The organism is Paraburkholderia sp., assembly GCF_049581445.1.
GTDB lineage: Bacteria > Pseudomonadota > Gammaproteobacteria > Burkholderiales > Burkholderiaceae > Paraburkholderia.
Genome location: NZ_JBAURZ010000371.1, coordinates 1 through 21,850, shown reverse-complemented (window position 1 = coordinate 21,850; position 21,850 = coordinate 1). Strand labels below are relative to the sequence as shown.

At 60.6% G+C, this 21,850-nt stretch carries 20 protein-coding genes and 1 pseudogene; 11 read left to right on the top strand and 10 right to left on the bottom strand.

Translation table 11 applies throughout. The annotated features are described in order from the left end of the window. Positions 1-152 precede the first annotated feature (152 nt). The 3 genes from WCA85_RS31920 to WCA85_RS31910 all read left to right on the top strand — a co-directional run bounded on the left by WCA85_RS31920 (position 153) and on the right by WCA85_RS31910 (position 2,244). Positions 153-746, top strand: coding sequence for a cytochrome b/b6 domain-containing protein (locus tag WCA85_RS31920; protein WP_424069179.1), 594 nt, complete (start codon positions 153-155; stop codon positions 744-746). A 2-nt stretch (positions 747-748) separates the two neighbouring features. Continuing rightward, the gene (locus WCA85_RS31915; protein ID WP_424069177.1) at positions 749-1,540 is read left to right on the top strand and encodes a molybdopterin-dependent oxidoreductase; all 792 of its coding nucleotides are present in this window, start codon (positions 749-751) and stop codon (positions 1,538-1,540) included. Between the two features lie 89 nt (positions 1,541-1,629). Continuing rightward, complete coding sequence (locus WCA85_RS31910; protein WP_424069175.1) at positions 1,630-2,244, top strand: hypothetical protein; 615 nt, start codon at positions 1,630-1,632, stop codon at positions 2,242-2,244. A 10-nt stretch (positions 2,245-2,254) separates the two neighbouring features. Here WCA85_RS31910 and WCA85_RS31905 read toward each other — a convergent pair whose 3' ends face one another. Both WCA85_RS31905 and WCA85_RS31900 read right to left on the bottom strand, forming a co-directional pair. Beyond that, positions 2,255-2,503, bottom strand: coding sequence for a hypothetical protein (locus tag WCA85_RS31905; RefSeq protein WP_424069173.1), 249 nt, complete (start codon positions 2,501-2,503; stop codon positions 2,255-2,257). Between the two features lie 90 nt (positions 2,504-2,593). Next, positions 2,594-2,962, bottom strand: a complete 369-nt coding sequence (locus tag WCA85_RS31900) for a nuclear transport factor 2 family protein (RefSeq protein ID WP_424069171.1) — start codon at positions 2,960-2,962, stop codon at positions 2,594-2,596. Positions 2,963-3,316: 354 nt separating this feature from the next. On the opposite strand from WCA85_RS31900, the gene WCA85_RS31895 reads away from it, so the two are divergent. The 5 genes from WCA85_RS31895 (at position 3,317) to flhC (ending at position 7,557) form a co-directional block, all read left to right on the top strand. Continuing rightward, on the top strand, positions 3,317-3,607 hold the full coding sequence (locus WCA85_RS31895; protein ID WP_424069169.1) for a hypothetical protein: 291 nt from the start codon (positions 3,317-3,319) through the stop codon (positions 3,605-3,607). Between the two features lie 771 nt (positions 3,608-4,378). Next, positions 4,379-5,233: a helix-turn-helix domain-containing protein gene (locus tag WCA85_RS31890; protein WP_424069167.1), complete on the top strand. Its 855-nt coding sequence runs from the start codon at positions 4,379-4,381 to the stop codon at positions 5,231-5,233. Between the two features lie 85 nt (positions 5,234-5,318). Beyond that, positions 5,319-5,891 (top strand): GNAT family N-acetyltransferase, encoded by a 573-nt coding sequence (locus tag WCA85_RS31885; RefSeq protein WP_424069165.1) that lies wholly within the window; start codon positions 5,319-5,321, stop codon positions 5,889-5,891. 749 nt (positions 5,892-6,640) lie between these two features. Further along, the gene (flhD, locus tag WCA85_RS31880) at positions 6,641-6,961 is read left to right on the top strand and encodes a flagellar transcriptional regulator FlhD (protein ID WP_424069163.1); all 321 of its coding nucleotides are present in this window, start codon (positions 6,641-6,643) and stop codon (positions 6,959-6,961) included. A gap of 14 nt (positions 6,962-6,975) precedes the next feature. Continuing rightward, positions 6,976-7,557, top strand: a complete 582-nt coding sequence (flhC, locus tag WCA85_RS31875) for a flagellar transcriptional regulator FlhC (protein WP_424069161.1) — start codon at positions 6,976-6,978, stop codon at positions 7,555-7,557. Between the two features lie 390 nt (positions 7,558-7,947). On the opposite strand, the gene WCA85_RS31870 is transcribed toward flhC, so the two are convergent. The 4 genes from WCA85_RS31870 to WCA85_RS31855 form a co-directional block, all read right to left on the bottom strand. Next, complete coding sequence (locus WCA85_RS31870) at positions 7,948-9,546, bottom strand: efflux transporter outer membrane subunit (RefSeq protein WP_424069159.1); 1,599 nt, start codon at positions 9,544-9,546, stop codon at positions 7,948-7,950. 11 nt (positions 9,547-9,557) lie between these two features. Next, entirely contained in the window at positions 9,558-12,743 is a 3,186-nt protein-coding gene (locus tag WCA85_RS31865) for an efflux RND transporter permease subunit (protein WP_424069157.1), read from the bottom strand. Positions 12,744-12,807: 64 nt separating this feature from the next. After that, on the bottom strand, positions 12,808-14,028 hold the full coding sequence (locus WCA85_RS31860; RefSeq protein WP_424069155.1) for an efflux RND transporter periplasmic adaptor subunit: 1,221 nt from the start codon (positions 14,026-14,028) through the stop codon (positions 12,808-12,810). A 40-nt stretch (positions 14,029-14,068) separates the two neighbouring features. Further along, positions 14,069-14,923: an alpha/beta hydrolase gene (locus WCA85_RS31855; protein WP_424069153.1), complete on the bottom strand. Its 855-nt coding sequence runs from the start codon at positions 14,921-14,923 to the stop codon at positions 14,069-14,071. Positions 14,924-15,143: 220 nt separating this feature from the next. Between WCA85_RS31855 and WCA85_RS31850 the strand changes: the two genes are divergently transcribed. After that, complete coding sequence (locus WCA85_RS31850; RefSeq protein ID WP_424069151.1) at positions 15,144-16,148, top strand: LysR family transcriptional regulator; 1,005 nt, start codon at positions 15,144-15,146, stop codon at positions 16,146-16,148. Between the two features lie 203 nt (positions 16,149-16,351). After that, the gene (locus WCA85_RS31845; protein ID WP_424069149.1) at positions 16,352-16,666 is read left to right on the top strand and encodes a DUF4148 domain-containing protein; all 315 of its coding nucleotides are present in this window, start codon (positions 16,352-16,354) and stop codon (positions 16,664-16,666) included. Positions 16,667-16,897: 231 nt separating this feature from the next. On the opposite strand, the gene WCA85_RS31840 is transcribed toward WCA85_RS31845, so the two are convergent. After that, positions 16,898-17,968: a purine-nucleoside phosphorylase gene (locus tag WCA85_RS31840; RefSeq protein WP_424069147.1), complete on the bottom strand. Its 1,071-nt coding sequence runs from the start codon at positions 17,966-17,968 to the stop codon at positions 16,898-16,900. Positions 17,969-18,187: 219 nt separating this feature from the next. Here WCA85_RS31840 and WCA85_RS31835 point away from each other — a divergent pair, with 219 nt between their 5' ends. After that, positions 18,188-19,168, top strand: a complete 981-nt coding sequence (locus tag WCA85_RS31835) for an aldo/keto reductase (protein ID WP_424069145.1) — start codon at positions 18,188-18,190, stop codon at positions 19,166-19,168. 15 nt (positions 19,169-19,183) lie between these two features. On the opposite strand, the gene WCA85_RS31830 is transcribed toward WCA85_RS31835, so the two are convergent. From WCA85_RS31830 to WCA85_RS31820, 3 genes and pseudogenes are all read right to left on the bottom strand, one after another. After that, the gene (locus tag WCA85_RS31830; protein WP_424069143.1) at positions 19,184-20,107 is read right to left on the bottom strand and encodes a cation diffusion facilitator family transporter; all 924 of its coding nucleotides are present in this window, start codon (positions 20,105-20,107) and stop codon (positions 19,184-19,186) included. Beyond that, the gene (selD, locus tag WCA85_RS31825) at positions 20,108-21,184 is read right to left on the bottom strand and encodes a selenide, water dikinase SelD (protein WP_424069141.1); all 1,077 of its coding nucleotides are present in this window, start codon (positions 21,182-21,184) and stop codon (positions 20,108-20,110) included. A gap of 131 nt (positions 21,185-21,315) precedes the next feature. Continuing rightward, positions 21,316-21,850: pseudogene (locus WCA85_RS31820) on the bottom strand (NAD-glutamate dehydrogenase); the annotation flags it as partial.

The following is a 21,850-nucleotide window of genomic DNA, read 5'->3' as shown; positions in this document are numbered from 1 at the left end:
TGTTGCTTGCCCTGGAATAACGCGAGCCCGGTTGTGTTTATCAACTTATCGCCGTCAATGCATGGACTCGGCGCGGCCGGTGGTGACATTGCCAACACAAACGTGTGTGTCACCGCCCCGAACAAAAAACGCTACCAACTCATGGGGTCGCAGTGAGTCACACCACGATTCAACCTGTCTGGGTTCGCGTCACCCATTGGATCAACGCGCTCGCCGTTGTACTGATGGTGATGAGTGGCTGGAAGGTGTACGACGCCTCCCCCATTTTTCCCGCGCTGACGTTTCCCCCCGCGATCACGCTGGGCGGATGGCTAGGCGGCGCCCTGCTCTGGCATTTCGCAGTGATGTGGCTGCTGGTCGCGAATTTTCTCGTCTACCTCGGGCTCAACTTTGCTTCCGGGCGCTTTACGCGAAAGTTGCTGCCGTTGACAGTCAGATCGCTTGCGAGCGATACCGTCTCCGCGCTACGCGGCAAGCTCACGCATGGCGATCTTTCCCGCTACAACGCGATTCAAAAACTGGCCTACCTGGTCGTGATTGTTGACATCGCGTTGCTGGTTTTATCCGGGCTCGCGGTGTGGAAATCGGTGCAGTTTCCGCTGCTGCGCACCTTGATGGGCGGCTATGACAATGCTCGCGTCGTGCATTTTGTCGCGATGAGCGTGCTGGTGGCGTTCTTCGTCGTACATGTCGTCATGGTCGCGCTGGTGCCGCGTTCACTGCTTCTGATGATTCGCGGACGGTAGACATGGATGCCCGCAAACCAAAACACAAGCTGAACGTGCCGCTGACTTCTCACGCGGCTTCTATCATCAAGGACGCACACGGCGAACTGAAAAGCCCGGCGCGCCGCCTGCTCGGCAAACGCATCCTCACGCTCGGCGGCATCGCGATGCTGTCCGGCTGCGATCTGAGCAATGACAAGTCGGTGAACACGATGCTGCGCAAGATGTCGTTTTTCAATGACGACGTGCAGGCGTTGCTATTCGACCCGAACCGGATGGCACCGACTTACCCCGAGTCGATGATCACGCGGCCGTTTCCGTTCAACGCGTTTTACGACATCGACGATGTGCCCGATGTGGACGCCGGCACTTACCGCCTGCAGGTAGGCGGGCTCGCGACCGGCAAACGGGTGTGGACGCTCGACGAGTTGCACGCGCTGCCGCAGCAGGATCAGATTACGCGTCACATCTGCATTGAAGGCTGGAGCGCGATTGGACGATGGGGCGGTGTGCGCTTTGCCGATTTCCTCAGGCGTGCCGGTGCCGACACAACGGCACGCTACGTCTCGCTGCATTGCGCGGACAACTACTGGACCAGCATCGACATGCCCACTGCGCTGCACGCGCAGACGCTGCTTACGCTTACCTACGACGGCCAGATATTGCCGCCCAAATACGGCTTCCCAATGAAGCTGCGTATGCCGACCAAACTCGGCTACAAGAATCCGAAGCATATCGTCGCGATCAGCGTGACGAACGAATACCCCGGCGGCTATTGGGAGAACCAGGGCTACAACTGGTTTGGCGGTTCCTGATGCGCTCAATCCTGTAATGCAGTTAATTCGTTCGCAGTCCATCCTTTCGTAGTCCGTTCTTCATTTCGCATTTCTTTCACGGAGCATCTATGTCTATCCGCCTGAAACTCGGCGTCACGCTTGCCACGCTCGCCTTTGCCGGCGCCGCCCTTGCCCAGACGCCTGCTGTCAAGCCGGCGCGCATCCGCGGCGAGATCGTCTCGCTCAATGGCGATACCTTGATGGTGCATCGTCGCAGCGGCGACACCGTCTCGATTGACGTCCAACCGACGGTCGGCGTCTCGGCCGTCAAATCCATGCAACTCGAAGACATCAAACCGGGATCGTTCATCGGCACCGCCGCCACGACCGGCACCGACGGCAAGCTGACCGCCACTGAAGTCGTGGTGTTTCCGGAAAGCGCGCGCGGCACTGGCGAAGGTCACTATGCATGGGACCTCGGTCCGAACAGTTCGATGACGAATGCCAATGTCGATACCGTAGTTCAAGGCACCAGCGGCCGCGATCTGAAGCTGTCGTACAAGGGCGGCAATAACGTGGTGACGGTGCCGGCCAATGTGCCTATCGTGACATTCGTGCCGGCTGCGCGCACGGATCTGGTCGCCGGCAAGAAGGTGTTTGTGGTGGCTACGCCTGCCTCGCAAGGCTCGTTCGTCGCGCAGCGCGTAGTAGTCGAAAAGGACGGCGTCGCGCCGCCGATGTAAAGACGCTGGTCTAGGAGCGCTGGTCCTGGCCGCACCCGCCGCGCCAGGACCAGCGCAACCAGCCAATCAATCCCAGCAAGACGAGTCCCGCACCGCCCAGTACCGGTTCACGCCACGCGAGCAACGCGGTAAAGGTAAAGGCACGCGCGCCCGCGAACAAGGCGAAGCCGGCAATCGTGGTGGATGCCCCTTCGAGCGCGGCCAGCACACGCGTGAGCATCAGCAGCGCCACGCAACCTGCGGCATGGGGCTCGTTCATGATCTGTTCTCCTATGTCGACCAGAGTTGGCGCTTGAGCGCTTACTCTGGTCCCATGCAAGCTGTTCCTGCAGTGTGAAAGCGAGCGGTTTCACTCGGCGCCGGGTGTCGAGTCCAGAAAACCGGTCACCGCTTGCAGACGGCCGCCGGTATCGACCACGCCGAAATCCGAACCCTTGACGATGGGCGTGCCATCGGGCGTCGTCAGTTCCCACGAGAAACGCAGCCGGTTCGAGAAACCGTCAACCTCGGTCGTGCGGCGGAAGCTGTGATGCGGGAAGCGTTCGTGGACGGCGCGAATCATCGCGTCGATGCCGTCGTGGCCATCGCCTGAGAGCAGCGGATCGAGGTACGCGGCGTTCGTGCTCCATGTCGAGGCGATCAGCTCGCGCCGGCGTCCCGCGTCGGTTTCATTCCATGCGTCGAAGTAGCGGTCGATCAGATCGGTATGCGTGTTCATCACAGACTCCTTCAGTGGACCCGGCGGCTTCGTTGGCCTTGCCTGCCTGAGTGGATTGAGTGAGCGCTGCGCACGGCAAACAGGGGTGTTTGTGGCGGGCTCGGACTGAAGGTTCGTCGATACGGCGCTGCGCGTCGATTACCTGGGAGGTAATGGAATCGCACAGAGATCGAGTGAAATTCGCAAAGGAGATGTGTTCGACGACCTCGGACACGTGTGCTTTCGATCCTTGCAGTTTGAAAAAGATTGACTACGCTAATCAAAGGCCAATGCTCGCGCATGCAATGCGAGCTGTCTATTGCCTGCACTGAGACAGACTTCCCTTCAATAAGCCTGGCAACAACGAGAAAGGCGATGTCGACCCTTTATCTGCTCCCGAACGACTTCTCCGATCTTGTCCAGTTGTACCCATTCGATTCCGCGGCCCGAACGGAAATCGACACGATGGTCGAGCTTGGGATTCAACGTTTGGCGGATGTCGGCGTCGATCCGGGACGTCGTGTTTATCAGGCAGCCGTGGATGATCTAAGAGAGTTTCTGGACGAGGCCCAGCGGCAAGCGCTTGCGGCAGGCAAATGGGATATCAGCAGAGATGACCTCGCGGCTGCAAGGCTGAGGTTCCCGCACTTTTGGCCGTTCTCTTAGACACAGGTTACGGTGGACACCCGGACACAAGCCGCCTACACCGCTGCGGGCGACAGTCTTAAGCAGGTTCTCACTCTTTCGACTGTGCTGCTCGGATTTGAGATCACGTTCGCCAAAGATCTGGTTTTGGATCTACCGCCGTTGTTGATCGATGCAATATGGACTTCGTTCTTTGCGGCGATATTTTTCGGAGTCCTTGGACTTTTGGCGCTAACGGGTCGCCTGGGTCGCGCCGACCGGCCCCCACTTTGGTGGGACACGTACCTGCCGAGCATCAGATGGACGAGTGCGGCTTCCGTCCTCTTCTTCATATTGGGAGTCGGCGGGACCTTCGGGGCTGGAATTCTGGCACTTCATCGAAGCGGCGGTGAGCTGCCAGGCGGCACGATAAGGTATCCGTTCTATTGGGCGCCCTATCTTGCGGCTCCAGTTCCACCACCTGCATCGACAGTGACAATTCAACTTCCACAATGCAATGCTGGCACATGCTGTGGAACGCATCCACCTCCCGCGCGGCATCACGTCAAACCACGAAGGCAGAAAATTGAATGTGTTGGCGAAGGGAAGTAGCACTTGCGTCTGGCGGCTGAAAATGCGAGCCGACCGGCGGCGGGACTCTCCGAAGCGATGCCAGGCGATGAGAAGCGCTCCGTCGAACGAGCGTCTGCTGATGAGGGCGTTTCACTGCCCTATGTTTCACTGCCCTATGTTTCGCTGCCCTTTACCTGGGAGGTAATGGATTGCGTGCGTGCTTTCGCTATGATCATCAGCATGAGCACACTCTCCCAACCTCAAGCCTCCCCGACGGCCAGCCGCCCCGTCGGCGAACTTCTGCGCGACTGGCGGCAGCGGCGCCGGATGAGTCAGTTACTGCTGGCGACGGAAGCGGACATCTCCACGCGCCATCTGAGCTTCGTCGAATCGGGCCGCGCGCTGCCGAGCCGCGAGATGGTGATGCATCTCGCCGAACGTCTCGACGTGCCGCTGCGGGCCCGCAATACCTTGCTGGAAGCAGCTGGATACGCGCCGCTCTTTCGCGAGCGGCCGTTGAGCGACCCGCAGCTCGCGGCGGCGCGCGAAGCGGTGGAGCTGGTGCTGAAGGGTCACGAGCCCTATCCCGCGCTCGCGATCGACCGGCACTGGACCATCGTCGCCGCCAACGGTGCCCTCGCGCCGCTGGTCGGCGCTGCGAGCGCAGCCTTGCTTGCGGCACCCGTCAATGCGTTGCGGTTGAGCCTGCATCCCGAGGGCATCGCGTCGTCCATCGTCAACTGGCACGCGTGGCGCGCTCATGTGCTGGCGCGGCTGCAGCGGCAAATCGAGGTCAGCGGGGACGGCACGCTCGCCGCTCTGCGCGAAGAACTTACCGCCTACCCGACGCCGCCAGGCGCGCAGACCGAGCAGGAAGACGGCAACGCCGCGCTGAACCAGATTGCAGTGCCGCTGCGTCTACGTACGCCGTTGGGTGTGCTGTCGTTCTTCAGCACGACCACGGTGTTCGGCACCCCCGTCGATGTGACGCTTTCCGAGCTCGCCATCGAAGCCTTCTTCCCCGCCGATCCGCAAACCGCCGCGGCGTTACGCGCGTACGCTGAAGCGTCCGCTGGCGAGGCGCCCGGCCAATAATGGCAATAGCGGGGACAGCGGCAAACTGGCAATCGGCGCGCGCCCCGCTTAAGCTGCGCAACACCCTTTCACTGGAGTAATCCCGATGCACCGCGCCCCGCTGATCCGGCTACTCAATCCCGCCGACCGTGACGCGTTTTTCCAACTTCGCCTGCGCGGTTTGCAGGAGCATCCCGAGTCGTTTGGTCAAAGCTATGAAGAAGCGCTGGCAAAGGGACCCGCGCAACACGACGCCATGCTCGAAGGCAGGCATGCGGCCGAGGGCAACTTCATCCTCGGCGCGTTCGGCATGTTCAACCACGAATCCAGGGCGAAGGACGGCAGCGAATACCACACGCAGGACGGCGAGATGATTGGAACCGTCGGACTCGTCCGGAATCAGTCGCTCAAGCAACGGCACAAGGCGTCGGTGGTCGGCATGTATGTCGCGTTAGAAGCGGCGGGCCGCGGCGTCGGGCGGGCTCTGCTGATGGAGCTGTTGGCGCTCGGCGGCCAGGTGCAAGGGTTGCGGCAAATTCAGTTACTGGTGTCCAGTAACAACGAGCCCGCCCGTCATCTATATGAGAGCCTTGGTTTTCGCCATTACGGCCGTGAAATTGAGGCGCTATGCATTAACGGTCAATTTCATGATGCGGACATGATGGCTCGTTTCTTGTGAGTCTTGCGAAGTGCGGCGAAACGGCTGATATCACCCTGAAACGCCCACTTTGCGTGGAGTTGTCAAATGGCTGTTTGATTTATTGGCAGTGTGTCAGGCAGCCCGCCCGATTTGTAACGTAGGCGAGGAAAGCTTGAGCAGCGAGACCTCCCATCACCCGGTCATCCGTAATTACCCCGCCAATTTCACTATCCAATCTCGCAGGTCAACCTCTTCTCCCCCTCACCCGTTACAAATGGCGGCGAGTTTGTAACTGGGGCTGCACCAGGATGTTACATACGGATGCGGCCCCGAAAAGCATCACCGCAGTCAGTATTTATTACTGAAAATTTGGCACCCTTTCTTTTACCTTTCCAGGTCAATCGCGTATTAGCGTAATTACTTAGAATCAGACCGTTTCCTCACATCAATTTCGCTACCCCCCGTCGTGCAAGGGATAGCGGGCAACGACGGCGTCGGAATACGGATTGGCGGGCCTCTCGTCCGGCGTATTACGGGACCGTGAAAGTCTTACCGAAAATTGTTGTATTTTTGTGAGATATTTTTTTGAGATGGTATTGCTTTCCTGAATTCGTGTTCATACAATTGCTTCCAAGGTGTTACGAGATGTAACACCTTGTATCAAACAGTCAGGACCGGCATCAGAAGTAGCAAATCGTCGGAGGATTTGAAGTCCGGCGGGGGCACAAGAGCATAACGGCAAAAAAAATAGCCGACACTAGCAATTCGGGGCTTCGGAAACACACAAAATGGACCGTAGCAGCGAGACGCGGGAATCGATCCGCGAGATCAATTTGTCTTACATCATGCTCGCACAACGTATGTTGCGCGAGGACAAACCCATCGGGATGTTCCGTTTGGGCCTGTCGTCGGAACTGGCCGATTTGCTTGCCGGGCTGTCGCTCGCGCAAATCGTCAAACTGGCCTCTTCCGACCAGCTTCTCTGTTTTTTCCGCTTCAACGATCACACGATGCTGTCGGCATTGACGCAAACGTCAAAGCACGCAGAAGTTTCGCCGACCCACGCGGCTATCCTGCTTGCAGGCCAGCCCGCAGAGCAGTTCGCTTAATACAGGTGACCGCGATGCTCAAGCGAAGCTTGACCGAAGATGCGCAGGAAGTATTCCGCGCGATCGCGCTGATCGAACTCGGCGCACGCATGCAGGTGCTTGAAAGCGAGTTGACGCTTTCGCGCGACCGCATGATCCGTCTGTATCGTGAAGTGAAGGGCGTATCGCCGCCCAAGGGCATGCTGCCGTTTTCGGCGGACTGGTACATGACGTGGCTGGCCAACATCCATGCATCGCTGTTCTACAACACGTACCTGTTCCTGAAGAAAGAAGCGCGTTGCTCGCATCTGGATGCGCTCACCAAGGGTTACCGGCTGTATCTGGAACATTGCCAGCACACCAACACGGAACCCGTGCTGGATCTGACGCGGGCGTGGACTCTCGTGCGTTTCTTCGACGCCGATATCCTGCAACTGACGCCTTGCTGCCGTTGCAGCGGTAAATTCGTGGCCCATCGGCACGATTTGCAGCACAACGTCGTGTGTGGTGCCTGCCAGCCGCCTTCGCGCGCCGGCAAGACCAAAAAGGCCGCGGCTGCCGCCAAGCTGGAAGCGCAAGAAGCGCTCGAAGCAGCGCAAATCGCAGAAGCTGCCTGATTCACCGCTTTATCCGCCTGACCTGCCTGAACTACCCGCTTGAGCCAACGCTATCCGGTTGGCTCGTGAGTTGATGCATGGTCGACGCCTGAGTCGACCGATTGGCAACCTTCCCCCCACGCGATAGCGGCGCGTCTGCACTTCCCCTCTGAACTTTCCCGTTTGAAACAGGCTTTAGACCGGCCGCTGCCGTGCTTCAGCTCACGCTCAATACCACCCGGCTTGCTACCAGCAACTCGCCCACCGCGCCGTTACCCATGGTTTGGACACGAATCAAGGCCGCCCCTGTCTCCTTGGGTGCGGAGGTGGTGACGCAGTTGTGCGGTCGGTCTGACATCGGGGCACGAGGCGGCGGTCGCCTCGTGCCCATCTACCGCAAAACGCGGACGGTTATTGCTTCGCCACCTGCTGCGTTCCCGCGGTCGCCACCGTTGCGCTCGTTGCGCCGAGTGCCGACGTTGCTGCCGGTGCCGCCGCAACCGCAGGCGTGTCAGCCGGCACATCCCCCCAGCCGCCGCCCAACGCGCGAATCAGGTTCACGGTCGAGACCGCCTGGACGCCGGTCAGATGGCTAGACTGCAACTGCGACTGCAGCACTTGCCGCTCGCTATCGATCACATCCAGGTAGCTCACCTGCCCTTCCTGATACTGCGTCTTCGACAGATGCGAAGCACGCTGCGATGCATTGACCGCATCGTTCTGCGCCTGAATCTGATCGTCGAGCAAACGCAGATCGGCGAGGTTGTCCTCGACTTCCTTGAACGCGACCAGCACCTGCTCACGATACTGCGCGACATCCTCGTCATACTTGCCGCGCGCCTGAGCCAGATTGGCCTTGCGACGGCCGCCGTCGAACAGCGGCACCGTCAACGCGGTCCCGGCAAGCGGTCCCAGCAGGAAGGCACGGCTCGACCACATGAAGAGGTCGCCGAGCGTCGCCGATTCATACCCGAACGCGCCGGTGATATCGAGCTTCGGGAAGAACGCCGACTTCGCCAGCCCCACCCGCGCATTGGCCGCTGCCATCGAGCGCTCTGCCGCCGCAATATCCGGCCGACGTTCGAGCAGCGCGGACGGCAACCCGGCCGGCACACGAGCCGTAACCGGCACAAGCGGCGTCTCAGGGAACGAGAAATCCGCCGGCGGTTTGCCCAGCAGAATCGCAAGGCTATGCTCGGCCGCCGCACGTTGACGTGCCACGCCCACCGCATCCGCTTTCGCGCTCGCCAGTTCATTGCGCGCTTGCGCGAGATCCAGTTCGCTGATGTCACCTTCGTTAAAGCGTCGCTGGATCAGCTTGAGCGTATCCTCGCGCAGGCTCACCGTCTGGCGATACAGGTTCTGATCCGTATCAAGTTCACGCAACTGGAAGTAGTCTTGCGCCACATCCGCTTGCAGCGAGAGTTGCACCGAGCGGAACAACGCTTCGCTCTGCTGTTCATCTGCATGCGCCGCGTTGACGTTCGAGCTAACACGCCCAAACAGGTCCGCCTCGTACGACACGGTGCCTTGAGCGCGCCACAAGGTGGTGGTTTCCGAGCCACTGCTTTGCGGCAGGAATTGCGAGGCCGGCGACGCCGTCTCACGCGTCGGCCCAAAACCCGCGTCGAGTTTCGGGAACCAGTCGGAGCGAGCCGACTGTTGCAACGCACGCGACTGCTCGACGCGCGCCGCTGCCGCCTTCAGATCCTGGTTAGCCGCCGCAGCTTGCTGTTCCAGATCGTTGAGCGTCGAGTCACCGAAAATCGTCCACCATTCGCCACGAAGCGCATCGTCGGAGGGTTGCGCCTGCTTCCACGTGCCCGCGTCCTGTGGCGCGATAGTCGGCGCTTCCTTGAATGCCGTCGGCGTATCCACATCCGGACGCTTATACGTCGGCTCGACCGAGCAGGCGGCGAGCAGCGCCACCAGCAAACCGCTCGCAGCAGCCATGCCCCAACCGCTTAGCGCGCCAACCCGTATTCCAAACCGTGATTTAAACCGTTTCATTGTTTTTCTCCTCAGGCGTCCGTTACCGGCAACGCGTAGTGCGGCGAGTCTTTCTGCGCGACGTGGATCTTGCCGCCTGCGAGCGTACGCAGCACGACATAGAACACCGGCGTCAGCATCAGGCCGAACAGCGTGACGCCAAGCATGCCGAAGAACACGGCGATACCCATCGCATGACGCATCTCCGAACCCGCTCCGCTTGAGAGCACCAGGGGAACCACACCCATGATGAAAGCAATCGACGTCATCAGGATCGGTCGCAAGCGCATGCGGCTCGCTTCGATCGCGGCAGACAGCGGCGTGTGTCCATCATGTTCGAGTTCGCGTGCAAACTCGACGATCAGGATCGCGTTCTTCGACGCCAGCCCCACCAGCACCATCAAGCCAATCTGCGTGAAGATGTTGTTGTCGCCGTGGGTGAGCCATACGCCAGTGAGTGCGGACAGCAGACTCATCGGCACAATCAGGATCACCGCGAGCGGCAGCGTCAGACTTTCATACAGCGCGGCCAGCACGAGAAACACCAGCAGCACACTGATCGGGAACACCCACATGCCCGCATTGCCGGCAATGATCTGCTGATACGTCAGGTCGGTCCATTCGAGCTTTACGCCACGCGGCAGCGTTTCTGCTGCGACGCGTTCGGCTGCGGCTTGCGCCTGACCCGACGAGTAACCCGGCGCAGGACCACCGTTGATATCCGCAGCGGTATAGCCGTTGTAACGCACCACCATTTCGGGGCCAAAGGTCGGCGTCACTGTCACCAGCGATGACAACGGCACCATGTCGCCCGCAGCATTACGTGTCTTCAGTTGCAGGATGTCGTCCGCACGCTGGCGGAATGGCGCATCCGCCTGCACACGCACCTGATATACACGGCCAAATCGGTTGAAGTCGTTCACATACAGCGAGCCCAGATAGATCTGCATGGTGTCGAATACGTCCGTCACCGGCACACCCAGCTGCTTGGCCTTGACACGATCCAGATCGACGTTCAGTTGCGGCACGTTGATCTGATAGCTGGAGAACGTCGGTCCCAGCTCCGGTGTTGTCGCTGCCTTCTTGATGAACGCCTCGGTTGCCTTGTTCAACTCGGCGTAGCCAACCGCACCGTGATCTTCCAGCTGCATCTTGAAGCCGCCCAGCGTGCCGAGCCCCAACACGGGTGGCGGTGGAAACACTGCGACGAACGAGTCCTTGATCGCGCCGTACTGCTGGTTCAGCGCACCGGCAATCGTAGCCGCCGACAGGCTCTTGTTACCGCGCTCCTTAAACGGCTTGAGCGTGACGAACACGATGCCCGCGCTCGAACTGTTGGTGAAGCCGTTCACCGAGAGACCCGGGAAGGCGACCGCGCTCTCCACACCCGGCTGCTTCAACGCAATTGCGCTCATGTCGCGAATCACTTTCTCGGTACGGTCGAGCGACGCACCGTTCGGCAATTGCGCAAACGCAATCAGGTATTCCTTGTCCTGCGCAGGCACGAAGCCACCCGGCACCACGCGCGTGATCAGCACCGTCGCGCCGAGCAGGATGGCGTAGACCGCCAGCATGCCGCCCTTGCGACGCAATACCCCGGTCACACCACGACCATAGGCCGTCGAACCGCGATGAAACACCTTGTTGAAGCCCTTGAAAAAGCGGCCCAGCAGGCGGTTCATCACACGCGTCAGAAAGTCCGGCTTTGCGTCATGGCCGCGCAGCAGCATCGCCGAGAGCGCCGGCGACAGCGTCAGCGAGTTGAACGCCGAGATCACCGTCGAGATCGCGATGGTCATTGCGAACTGCTTGTAGAACTGCCCCGTCAAACCCGTCATAAATGCGAGCGGTACGAACACAGCCACCAGCGTGAGCGCAATGGCGATAATCGGCCCACTCACTTCCTGCATGGCCTTGTAAGTTGCGTCACGCGCACTTAACCCGCTTTCGATATTCCGCTCGACGTTCTCCACCACCACGATCGCATCGTCCACCACGATCCCAATGGCGAGCACCATGCCAAACAGCGACAACGCATTGATCGAGAAGCCGAAGGCCAGGAGCAGCGAGAACGTCCCGACGATCGACACCGGCACCGCGATCAACGGAATGATCGACGCGCGCCATGTTTGCAGGAACACGATCACGACGATCACCACCAGCGCAATCGCTTCAAGCAGCGTGTGAATCACCGCCTCGATACTGGAGCGCACGAACTGCGTCGGGTCATAGACGATCTTGTAATCGACACCCGCCGGCATGTCCTCTTTCAGCTCCTTCATCTGCTCGCGCACCTGGTCCGAAATGGCGAGTGAGTTCGCGCCCGGTGCCTGGTTGATGGCAAGCGCCACCGCCGGCTTGTTGTCGAGCAACGAACGCAGGCCATATTCAGAAGCTGCGAGTTCGATACGCCCGATATCGCGCAGATAGGTCACGCCGCCATCCGGTGCAGTCTTCACGACGATATCGCCGAACTCTTCCGTCGTCTGCAGACGGCCGCGCGCATTCACCGACAACTGCAACTGCGTGCCCGGCACCGAAGGCGACGAACCAATCTGACCGGCCGCCACCTGGATGTTCTGCTCACGGATCGCATTGACCACGTCCGTTGCCGTCAGGTTGCGCTGCGCCACCTTCTGCGGATCGAGCCACACGCGCATTGCGTAATCGCCCGAACCCCACAACTGCACTTCGCCCACACCCTGAATCCGTTCGAGCCGGTCCTTGACGTTCAGCACCGCGTAGTTGCGCAGATACGTCATGTCGTACTGATTGTTCGGCGAGATCAGGTGGACCACCATCGTCAGCGTCGGCGAGCTCTTGATCGTCGTCACGCCCAGACGCTGGACGTCGTCAGGCAAACGCGGCAGCGCCTGATTGACGCGGTTCTGCACCAGTTGCGTCGCTAGATCGGGATTGGTGCCGAGCTTGAACGTCACTGTCAGCGTCAAATTGCCGTCGCTGTTCGCTTGCGACTGCATATACAGCATGTTTTCGACGCCGTTGATCTGCTCTTCGAGCGGCGACGCCACGGCTTCGGCGATCACTTTCGGGTTCGCACCCGGATACTGGGCGTGCACCACCACCGAAGGCGGCACCACTTCCGGGTACTCGGAGATCGGCAGCTTGAAGAGCGAAATGACGCCCGCCAGCAGGATCAGGACCGATAGCACACCCGCAAAGATCGGCCGGTCGATGAAGAATTTGGATATGTTCATGAGAGGCTCTTGAAATTGAAGCGCTGGGCAGCGGCGCGCAGAGGAAACCCGTGACGCACGCGGCTCACGAGTTCTTCTGCGCCTTGGCGCGGCCTTGCGTCTGTGCGACCGACGCGCTGTCTGAATCGTCGTCGCCGTTCATCGGCACTGCATGAGCGCGAACGGTCTCACCCGGACGAACGCGCTGCGTACCGTTCACAACGATCCGCTCACCGCTTTGCAGACCCGACTTGACGACCCGCAGGTTGCCCTGCATTGCACCGACCTGCACTTCGCGGTAGACGACCTGGTCGCTCTTGTCGACTACGAACACGAACTTCTTGTCCTGATCGGTGCCGACCGCGGCATCATCGATCAGTAGCGCCGCATGCGGCGCACTGCCGCTCACCTTGATACGTGCATACAGGCCCGGAATCAGCGTGCCGTCCGCGTTATCGAAGCGCGCGCGCACGCGGATCGTGCCGGACGAGGTATCGAGCTGGTTATCGACCGAATCGATCACGCCAGTGCGCGAGTAGCCCGACTCATCCGCGAGTCCGAGTTGCACCGGTACCTTGGTGCCGTCCTTCTCGCGGCCGATGTATTGCAGATAGGTCTGCTCATCGGCGTCGAACGACGCGTAGATCGGCGAGACCGACACCAGGGTCGTGAGCGGCGGCGCACTGGCACCAGCCGACACCACGTTGCCCAACGTGATTTCAGCCCGCGACACACGGCCCGATACCGGCGCTTCGACCTTGGTATAGCCGAGGTTGATCTGCGCGGTTTCGAGCGCGGCCTGCGCGGCTTTGACGTTGGCGCTAGCGCTGCGCGCAGCGTTCTGCTTCTCGTCGTAGTCGCGTTTAGCAATGGCGTTATCGCCAATCAACCGCTGCGCGCGTTCCCAGTCGCTTTGCGTGTATCCGGCCTGAGCCTGAGCCGCCGCCAGTTGCGCAGCCGTCCGGTCCACTTCCGCCTGATACGGACGCGGATCGATCACGAAGAGCGTATCGCCCTTCCTGACGAGCGCACCGTCCTTGAAATTCACCGACACGATGGTGCCTGACACCTGGGGACGCACCTGTACCTTCTCGACCGCTTCCAGACGCCCCGAATAGCTCTGCCAGTCAGTGATGGTCTTGTCGATCACGGCAGCCACATCGACTTCCGGCACGATAGTCGGCGCAGCATGCGCAGGCGAGCTTGCATCAACGCGAATCGCGCCGAACGTGCCCAGCCCCGCAATCACGATAACGCTCAGAACCGCTAGCGCCACACGATGGCGCGATGTAGAAAAGATAGACATGAAGTAACTCCCGGGTATTGTTGGTTGGATTAATTGGGGTTTATCGGTGGGCGCGCGCATCGAAACGCCACTGGAAAAAGCGCACAGCCTCCTGCAGGGCCGCCGGATGATTGGCAAGCTCGGCGTGCGACACGCTCGGAAAACGGACCACCTGCGTCAGCACCCCTGCATCGATCAGGTTGCTGGCGTACTTTTCGGCTTCGACATGCAGTACATCGTTTTGCGCAGTTGCAATCAGCGTCGCGGGCAAGCCCGCGAGTCGCGCCGACTCGAGCGGCGCCGCATATGGGTGCATGCGCTGCGACGCTTGCGGCAGGTACGCGCGATAACACGCGGCGCATTCCTTGGCGGTGATATCCGAGCCGAGCCGCTGCTCGTCGCCAAGGCGCGTCAGGCTCGGATCGAGCATTGGCCCGAACAGCGCCTGTGCACCAATCCGGACATCGCCGCGATCGCGCCCGATGAACGCCAGGCAATTCGCCAATTGCCCGCCCGCGTCATGGCCAGCAACACCGATATGCCGGGTATTGCCGCCAAACGCGCGGGCACGGGTCTGCACCCACAGCGCAGCGCGGTGAGCATCTTCAGGCGCAGCGGGAAACGGGAAGCGCGGCGCCAGCGAATAACCCACCGAAACGACTAACGCCGGTAAGTGTTCTGCGAAATAACGCGCGGCGATGTCCGCATGCGCGAGCGAACCCCGCACAAAGCCACCGCCATGAAAATAAAGGAGTACCGGCAGCGCGCTTTTTCCGGCCTTGCGATATAGACGCAACGTAATGTCCTGCGCGTGCCCCTCGATCGTCACGTCGGTCGTGTCGATCGACGCGTGATCGTCATCCACCCGGGCAACGCCAGGCGGGACAAAGGAGTACGGCGGTTTGAATGCATCCATGAGGAACGGCGCAATGCGCATAGAACTCGATGGTGCGAATTGTGGGTTCGGCAGACTTCTAAATAAATGCCTATAATCCGGCAACACAATTCGGTACGCCCAAACAATCGAATTCAAGCCCCGCCTGATCTGGGGCTGATCTCGCGCAGTGCGCTGCGTCTGCATGTGCTGCATATTCGGTTGGGATCGCGGGCAGCCAGCCCCTTATCGGAGGTTAGTCATGGACCGTCTCCAGGCCATGCAAGTGTTCACCCGTGTCGTCGACACCAACAGCTTTACCAAAGCCGCTGAAACGCTCGATCTGCCGCGCGCTTCGGTCACCACCATCATCCAGAATCTGGAATCGTTTCTCGGCACACGCCTGATGCATCGCACGACGCGCCGTCTGTCGCTGACACCGGATGGCGCCGCCTACTACGAACGTTGCGTGCGTATTCTTGCGGACGTCGAAGAGACCGAAGCCAGTTTCCAGAGCGGCAACAAGAAACCGCACGGCAAGCTGCGCATTGACATGCCGGGCTCGATTGGCCGTCTGCTGGTGATTCCTTCTCTGTGCGAATTCCACACGCGCTACCCGGATATCGACTTGCAACTCGGCTTGACCGACCGACCGGTCGACTTGCTGCAGGAAGGCGTGGATTGTGTCGTGCGCGTGGGCGAGTTGCAGGATTCGTCGCTGGTGGCGCGCAAGATCGGCATTTTCGAAGGCGTGACATGCGCGGCACCCACGTATCTGCAGAAATACGGCAACCCGCATTCGCTTGAAGATCTCGACAACCATCGGGCCGTGAATTATTTCTCGAGCCGTACCGGGCGCGTGATCGACTGGGCGTTCAAGGTGGATGGGAAGGAAGTCGAGGTGAAAATGAAGGGTACGGTGTCAGTCAACGATGCGGACGCCTACGTCACCTGCGGCCTGGAGGGCTTTGGCCTGATCCAGCCGGCCCTCTTCATGGTATTGCCGCATCTGCAATCCGGCCAGCTCGTCGAAGTGCTGCCGGAGCTCAAGCCCATGCCGATGCCGATTTCCGCGGTTTATCCGCACAGCCGGCATCTGTCACCGAAAGTGCGCGTTTTCGTGGACTGGATTGCCGAACTGTTCGACCGTTGCCCGTTGCTCAGCGGCCGCTGCAGTCTCGAGAAACCTTGCACGAAGCGCACATTCGAAGAACGCGAGTCCACGTCAGTGCTCGATACACCGGTGATGAACGAGTGGGTGGCGTGATCCGCGCCACTGATCCGGCACGCTGCTTCAATCCACCATCTAAATCGCTGCCATAGCGTCAATCGCGGCCCCCATGCCGCGATTGTTCTGATTCCCCGACAATTCATTTCGGCAATGGCCGGTTTATCCGGGCTTTGCCGAAGTCTACATTTCAGCCTGTCGCCACGCCCCTTGCGTCGCAAACGAATCGACAGGAGTGAATCATGAAACGCAATCTGTTCGCAGCCGTTGTTCTTTCGCTTGCCGTCAGCGCGCCCGCTTTCGCAGGTGGTGGTGGCGGCGGTGGAATTGGCCATGCAGGCACCTATGGCCAAACGCCCGTGGGTCCGAGCGCAGTGAGCCGCACCAATGTGAAAGCGGACATCGCTGTCGCCTATCGCGATGGCACGCTGCCTTCGCTGAACAAGCCGACTTATCCGAACCTGAGCCTCGAAGGTCAGACACAAGCTGCGCGTCTAGCGGCTCGGGACCATCGTCAGGGTAACGAAACAACCGCAAGCCTCGCCCGTAGCGAGTAAGCAGGCTGAGCGCAACACCTGAACGCGGCGGCCGATGTAGGATTGTGGCCGCCGCGTGGTGCCAGGCGCGCAATAGCTGTCATGCAAATTAAGGAGTCAATCATGAGCCCATCAGAACTGGACAACTGGGATACCGATACCCCCGTATGGACGCCGTTCCGCTCGCCCCAGCATTGAGCGTGAAGCAAGCGGAATCGCACAGTGTTAAGGATGCTTAAGCAACGTGACATCCTAAGGTTGCGGCACGCCGGTACGCCACTGGTTCCAGTGGGTCACGATCTGCTGGACGAGTGGATTGCCCGTGCGATAAAGATTGTCGATTGCAATTTCAAACCCACCTTGTGCCGCGTAGTTGAGCAGGTTATCTGCGCTTGATTGCCCCTGGTAGGGACGATCAAAGTCCGATCCCGCGCGCAATACAGCGACGCGACTCAAATCCACGCGATGCGCGCTCGCCGCGCGTTTTAGCGCTTCATACGTCGCGTTGTCTTCCTGTTGCGTCGTGCAATAGACGCCTTTGCCGTCAGTGAGCGTTTTAGTCCAGTCGCGCGCGCGATCACCGAGCTTCGTACCGGACCACCACGTGTCACCCGCCAACGTATCGCATTGAATCACCGCAGGCGGCTGGTTGGCTGGCGCGTAGTCATATTTGGCTCGGGCAGCTTGCGCCTGGGTGTTATCGGCCAGTGTGACCTTGCGTGACAACGCGACGGCCGCATCCACGAGTTGCGGGTTCAACTGGAACACCTCCGTGCGATAGTCGAGCGGCGGTTTATCCGCTGGGGTTTTGGTGTTGATGCCGAGATAACCCGAGTGCCAGTCTGACGGAATCTCTCGCGCATCGATTTCCCACTGAATGCCGAAGTCCACCAGGTACTTCGCCCATGCCGCCGACCCCAGCGTGCCGCGCAGCGGATCGATACCCGCAATTCCAGCCACCATGAAGTACGTATGCCGCAAATCGAAGCGCGGCGAGAAAGTCAGCGCCATGATGGACGCAGCGGCATTGGCATGTCCCATGCCGGTGGTCATCACGCAGACGTCCTGCGCATTGCAGTGAACCTCCGGATAATCCGGTGACAGGCCGTCAACCGGAATGGCCTGCCACGGGCCGAGGTGGTCGAGCCAGACCTTCCCTTCCGGTCCGAACATCGAAACGATCATCACCTTCACCTGCCGCGCGTGCGAGGGACCCGCATGCTGCGCGCCGCTGCGGGTTTCCGCATGCGCAGGAAGTGCCGACACAATCGCACCAGTGGTCATGGTGAACGCAGCGGCCGCCGCGAAAATACGCTTGAGCATCGATGTTTGTCCTTCGTTAGATGAAGCCGGTTGAGCAGAACGCTGCCCTTGCAACCCGAACCTTCGTTCAGGGTGAGCCAGATTTTTAAACGGACCATGCCGTGAAATCCCCGCCGTTTTGAAATATGCTTAGCGACGCAGGCGCGCCGTGTTCATAGTAGCGCCACGCATTCCATAATCGCAAATTCAGTGTTGCGCATTTCAACAGGAGTCGAACAAATGGACTATGTAAAACTGGGACGCACCGGTCTTGACGTATCGCGTCTTTGCCTGGGTTGCATGAGTTACGGTATCCCGGAGCGCGGCAATCATCCGTGGACACTCGGCGAGAACGAAACGCGCCCGTTCATCAAGCAGGCGCTCGATCACGGCATCAACTTCTTCGACACCGCCAATGTCTATTCCGACGGCACCAGCGAAGAGATCGTGGGGCGCGCGTTGAAAGACTTCGCCAAGCGCGACGAGATCGTGCTCGCCACCAAGGTTCACGGCCGCATGCATCCCGGTCCGAATGGCATGGGTCTGTCGCGCAAGGTGATCATGGCGGAGATCGACGCAAGCCTGCGACGTCTTGGCACCGACTATGTCGATCTTTACCAGATCCACCGCTGGGATGACACGACGCCGATCGAAGAGACCATGGAAGCGCTCAACGATGTCGTGCGAGCAGGCAAAGCGCGCTATATCGGCGCGTCGTCGATGTACGCGTGGCAGTTTTCGAAGGCGCTGCAGGTCGCCGAAAAGCACGGCTGGAGCCGTTTCGTGACGATGCAGAACTACGTCAACCTGCTGTATCGCGAGGAAGAGCGCGAGATGCTGCCGCTGTGCGAAAGCGAAGGCATTGGCGTGATTCCGTGGAGCCCGCTTGCACGGGGGCGTCTCACGCGTGACTGGAACACCAGCAGCGCACGTTCGGAAACCGATGAATTCGGCCGTGGGCTGTATGCGAAGACCGAAGACGCGGACCGTCAGATCGTCGAGCGGGTTGCCCAGATTGCAGCCGCGCGCGGCGTGCCGCGCGCTCAGGTGGCGCTCGCGTGGGTGCTGCAAAAGAGCCCGATCAGCGCGCCGATTGTTGGCGCAACCAAGCCCCATCATCTGGACGACGCGGTCGCTGCGCTTTCGGTGAAACTAACCGCGGAAGAGATTCAGCAACTCGAAGAACTGTACGTGCCGCATAACGTGACGGGTTTCAAATAAGCCGTACCACGAAGGCTATTGGTACTGAGCCCGCTCGCTGCGCGGCACGTCGGGCTCGAAGAACACCCAGCGGACCTGCGGGAAAGTCTCCTGCAAGTCCGCTTCGATTACGTTGATCGCGTCGACCATGGCGCGGCCGCTTGCATACTCGATCATCTCGGCCTGCACCGCGACCACCACATCGCGCCCCCACTGCAAGGTAATCAGATTGATGATGCTGCGAATCTCACTGCGAGCGTGCAGATGCGCTTCAATAGCACGCCGCACTTCTGGCCCCGCCGATTCGCCAACAATCATCGATTTCACTTCCCGCGCCACCAGACACGCAATCACCATCAGCAGCACGCCCACGCCAATCGAACCGAGCGCGTCATACACAGGGTTGCCGGTAATCATGGTCAGCAACACGGCGACAAACGCGATCGCCAGGCCCGCGAGCGCGGCAATATCTTCGCCCGCAATCACCAGCAGATCGGATTCGCGCGTTTCACGGAACCAGCGCCACATCGACGTGTCGGGATGGGTCTTGCGGATCTCCTTGACCGCGCCCATCAACGACAACGATTCCAGCACCACCGAAACGCCCAGCACAACCAGTGCCACAAATGCATAGGACAGCGGCTCGCGTGCAAAGAGCCGATGCACACCCTCATACACCGAGAACGCGCCGCCGACAAAGAACAGCAACAACGCCACCAGCAGCGAATAGAAATTGATTTCGCGCCCTGCTCCCATGGGATGCAGCGGGCTGGGCGGTTTGCGCGCCTCGCGCAGGCCAAACAGCAGCAGAAGCTGGTTGCCGCAGTCGGCGGTCGAATGGATGGCTTCGGCGAACATCGAGCCGGATTGCGTGAAGATCGCTGCGGCGAACTTGCAAATCGCAATTCCGACGTTGGCGGCGAGCGCGTAAAAGATGGCTTTCGGCGATTCCTCTTTCAATCACGCCACCTCGACGCGTGGTGCGCCATCGCGCATCTCGCCGATCACCACGGCGCTGTCAAAACCGTCGGCACGGAAAATCGCCAGCACCTCATCCACGCTTTCCGGCGCACAAGCCACCAGCAAGCCGCCCGAGGTTTGCGGGTCAGTCAGCAGCGCCTGCGCAATTGCCGGCAGGCCGTCGCGCAAGCGAATGCTTTCGCCATACGCAGCCCAGTTGCGTCCCGATGCGCCCGTTACGACGCCGGCCGCCGCAAATGCTTCAACGCCGGTAATCCATGGCAGGTCCGCATAGCGCAGATGTGCGCTCAGGCCGGCCCCGCGCGCCAGCTCAAGCGTATGGCCGAGCAGGCCAAAGCCGGTCACGTCGGTCAGCGCATGCACGCCTGGCAAGGCGGCGAGCTCCGTTCCCGGACGATTGAGCTTGGTGGTGTTAGCGATCATCGCTGCATATCCAGCGTCGTCGAGCTGGTCTTTCTTCAGCGCAGCGGAAAGCACGCCCACGCCGAGCGGTTTGCCGAGCACCAGTACGTCGCCTGCGCGCGCTGCCGCGTTGCGTTTCACTCGCTGTGGATGCACCACGCCGAGCGCAGCGAGGCCGTAAATCGGCTCTACCGAGTCGATCGAATGGCCACCGGCTACCGGAATGCCCGCCTGCGTGCATACGTCCTCACCACCGCGCAGCACGGCTGCAATAACATCATGCGGCAACACGTTGATCGGCATACCCACAAGCGCCAATGCGAGAATCGGTTTGCCGCCCATCGCGTAGACATCCGAGAGTGCATTGGTTGCCGCAATACGGCCGAAATCGTACGGATCGTCGACGATCGGCATAAAGAAGTCCGTCGTGGCGACAATCGCCTGCTCGTCGTTCAGACGGTACACCGCTGCATCGTCAGCGGTCTCCGTGCCCACCAGGAGGTCGGGAAAGGCCGGCAGTGGCACGCTGCGTTTCAGAAGGTCGGCCAGCACTCCCGGGGCAATCTTGCAACCACAGCCACCGCCATGCGAGAGGCTGGTTAAGCGAGGCACTGCGCGGGGCACTGCGGGATTCGTAACGGCGTGATCGGTCATGGCCTAGGCAAAGTGAAGAAAGTGACGAAACAATACCCGTATTATGGGCAATCCCGGCGGCATGCGTCCAACTTGCATGCCGCCCGGTCGTTTTTCGTCATGCGCCGCAAGCTGTGCGCATGACGCCACGTTCACTCTCCGCTTCGCTCCAGCACCGCCATTTCGCGCACGATCACCAGCAGCGTGGCCAGGCTCGCGCCGCCGGTGGCCCGCAGATCGGCCAACAAACGCGCATAGCGCTCAAGCGGTGCAGCACGCCGTTCCTGCCATGCTTCGACCAGATCCGCCGGTGCCGAGGATTCCGTGGCGCCCGCCAGCGCGCTAGTGGTCAACGCGCGTTTCAGGCGCGCCAGTTCTGCCAGCGCGGCCGCTCGCGCGAGCATGTCCCAATGCGTCGGGGCAGGTAGCGAATTGGCACGTTCCGCGATCCAGCCATAGTTGAGTTGCGTGCCGAGCGCGAAGTACACGCCGGCGACCAGTTCCAGACTGCGGCCACAGGTCGCCGCCACTTCGGCGATATCGAGCAAGGCCGCCGAAATCTCGCCGCTCGCCACACGCACCGCGAGTTCGCTATCGACGCCTGCGTCCACCAGTACCCGCTGCCGCTCAGAGAGCGCCTCGAGGTCAGCGGCCGGCAGCAGCGCCGGCCATTGCGAGGCCAGGCGT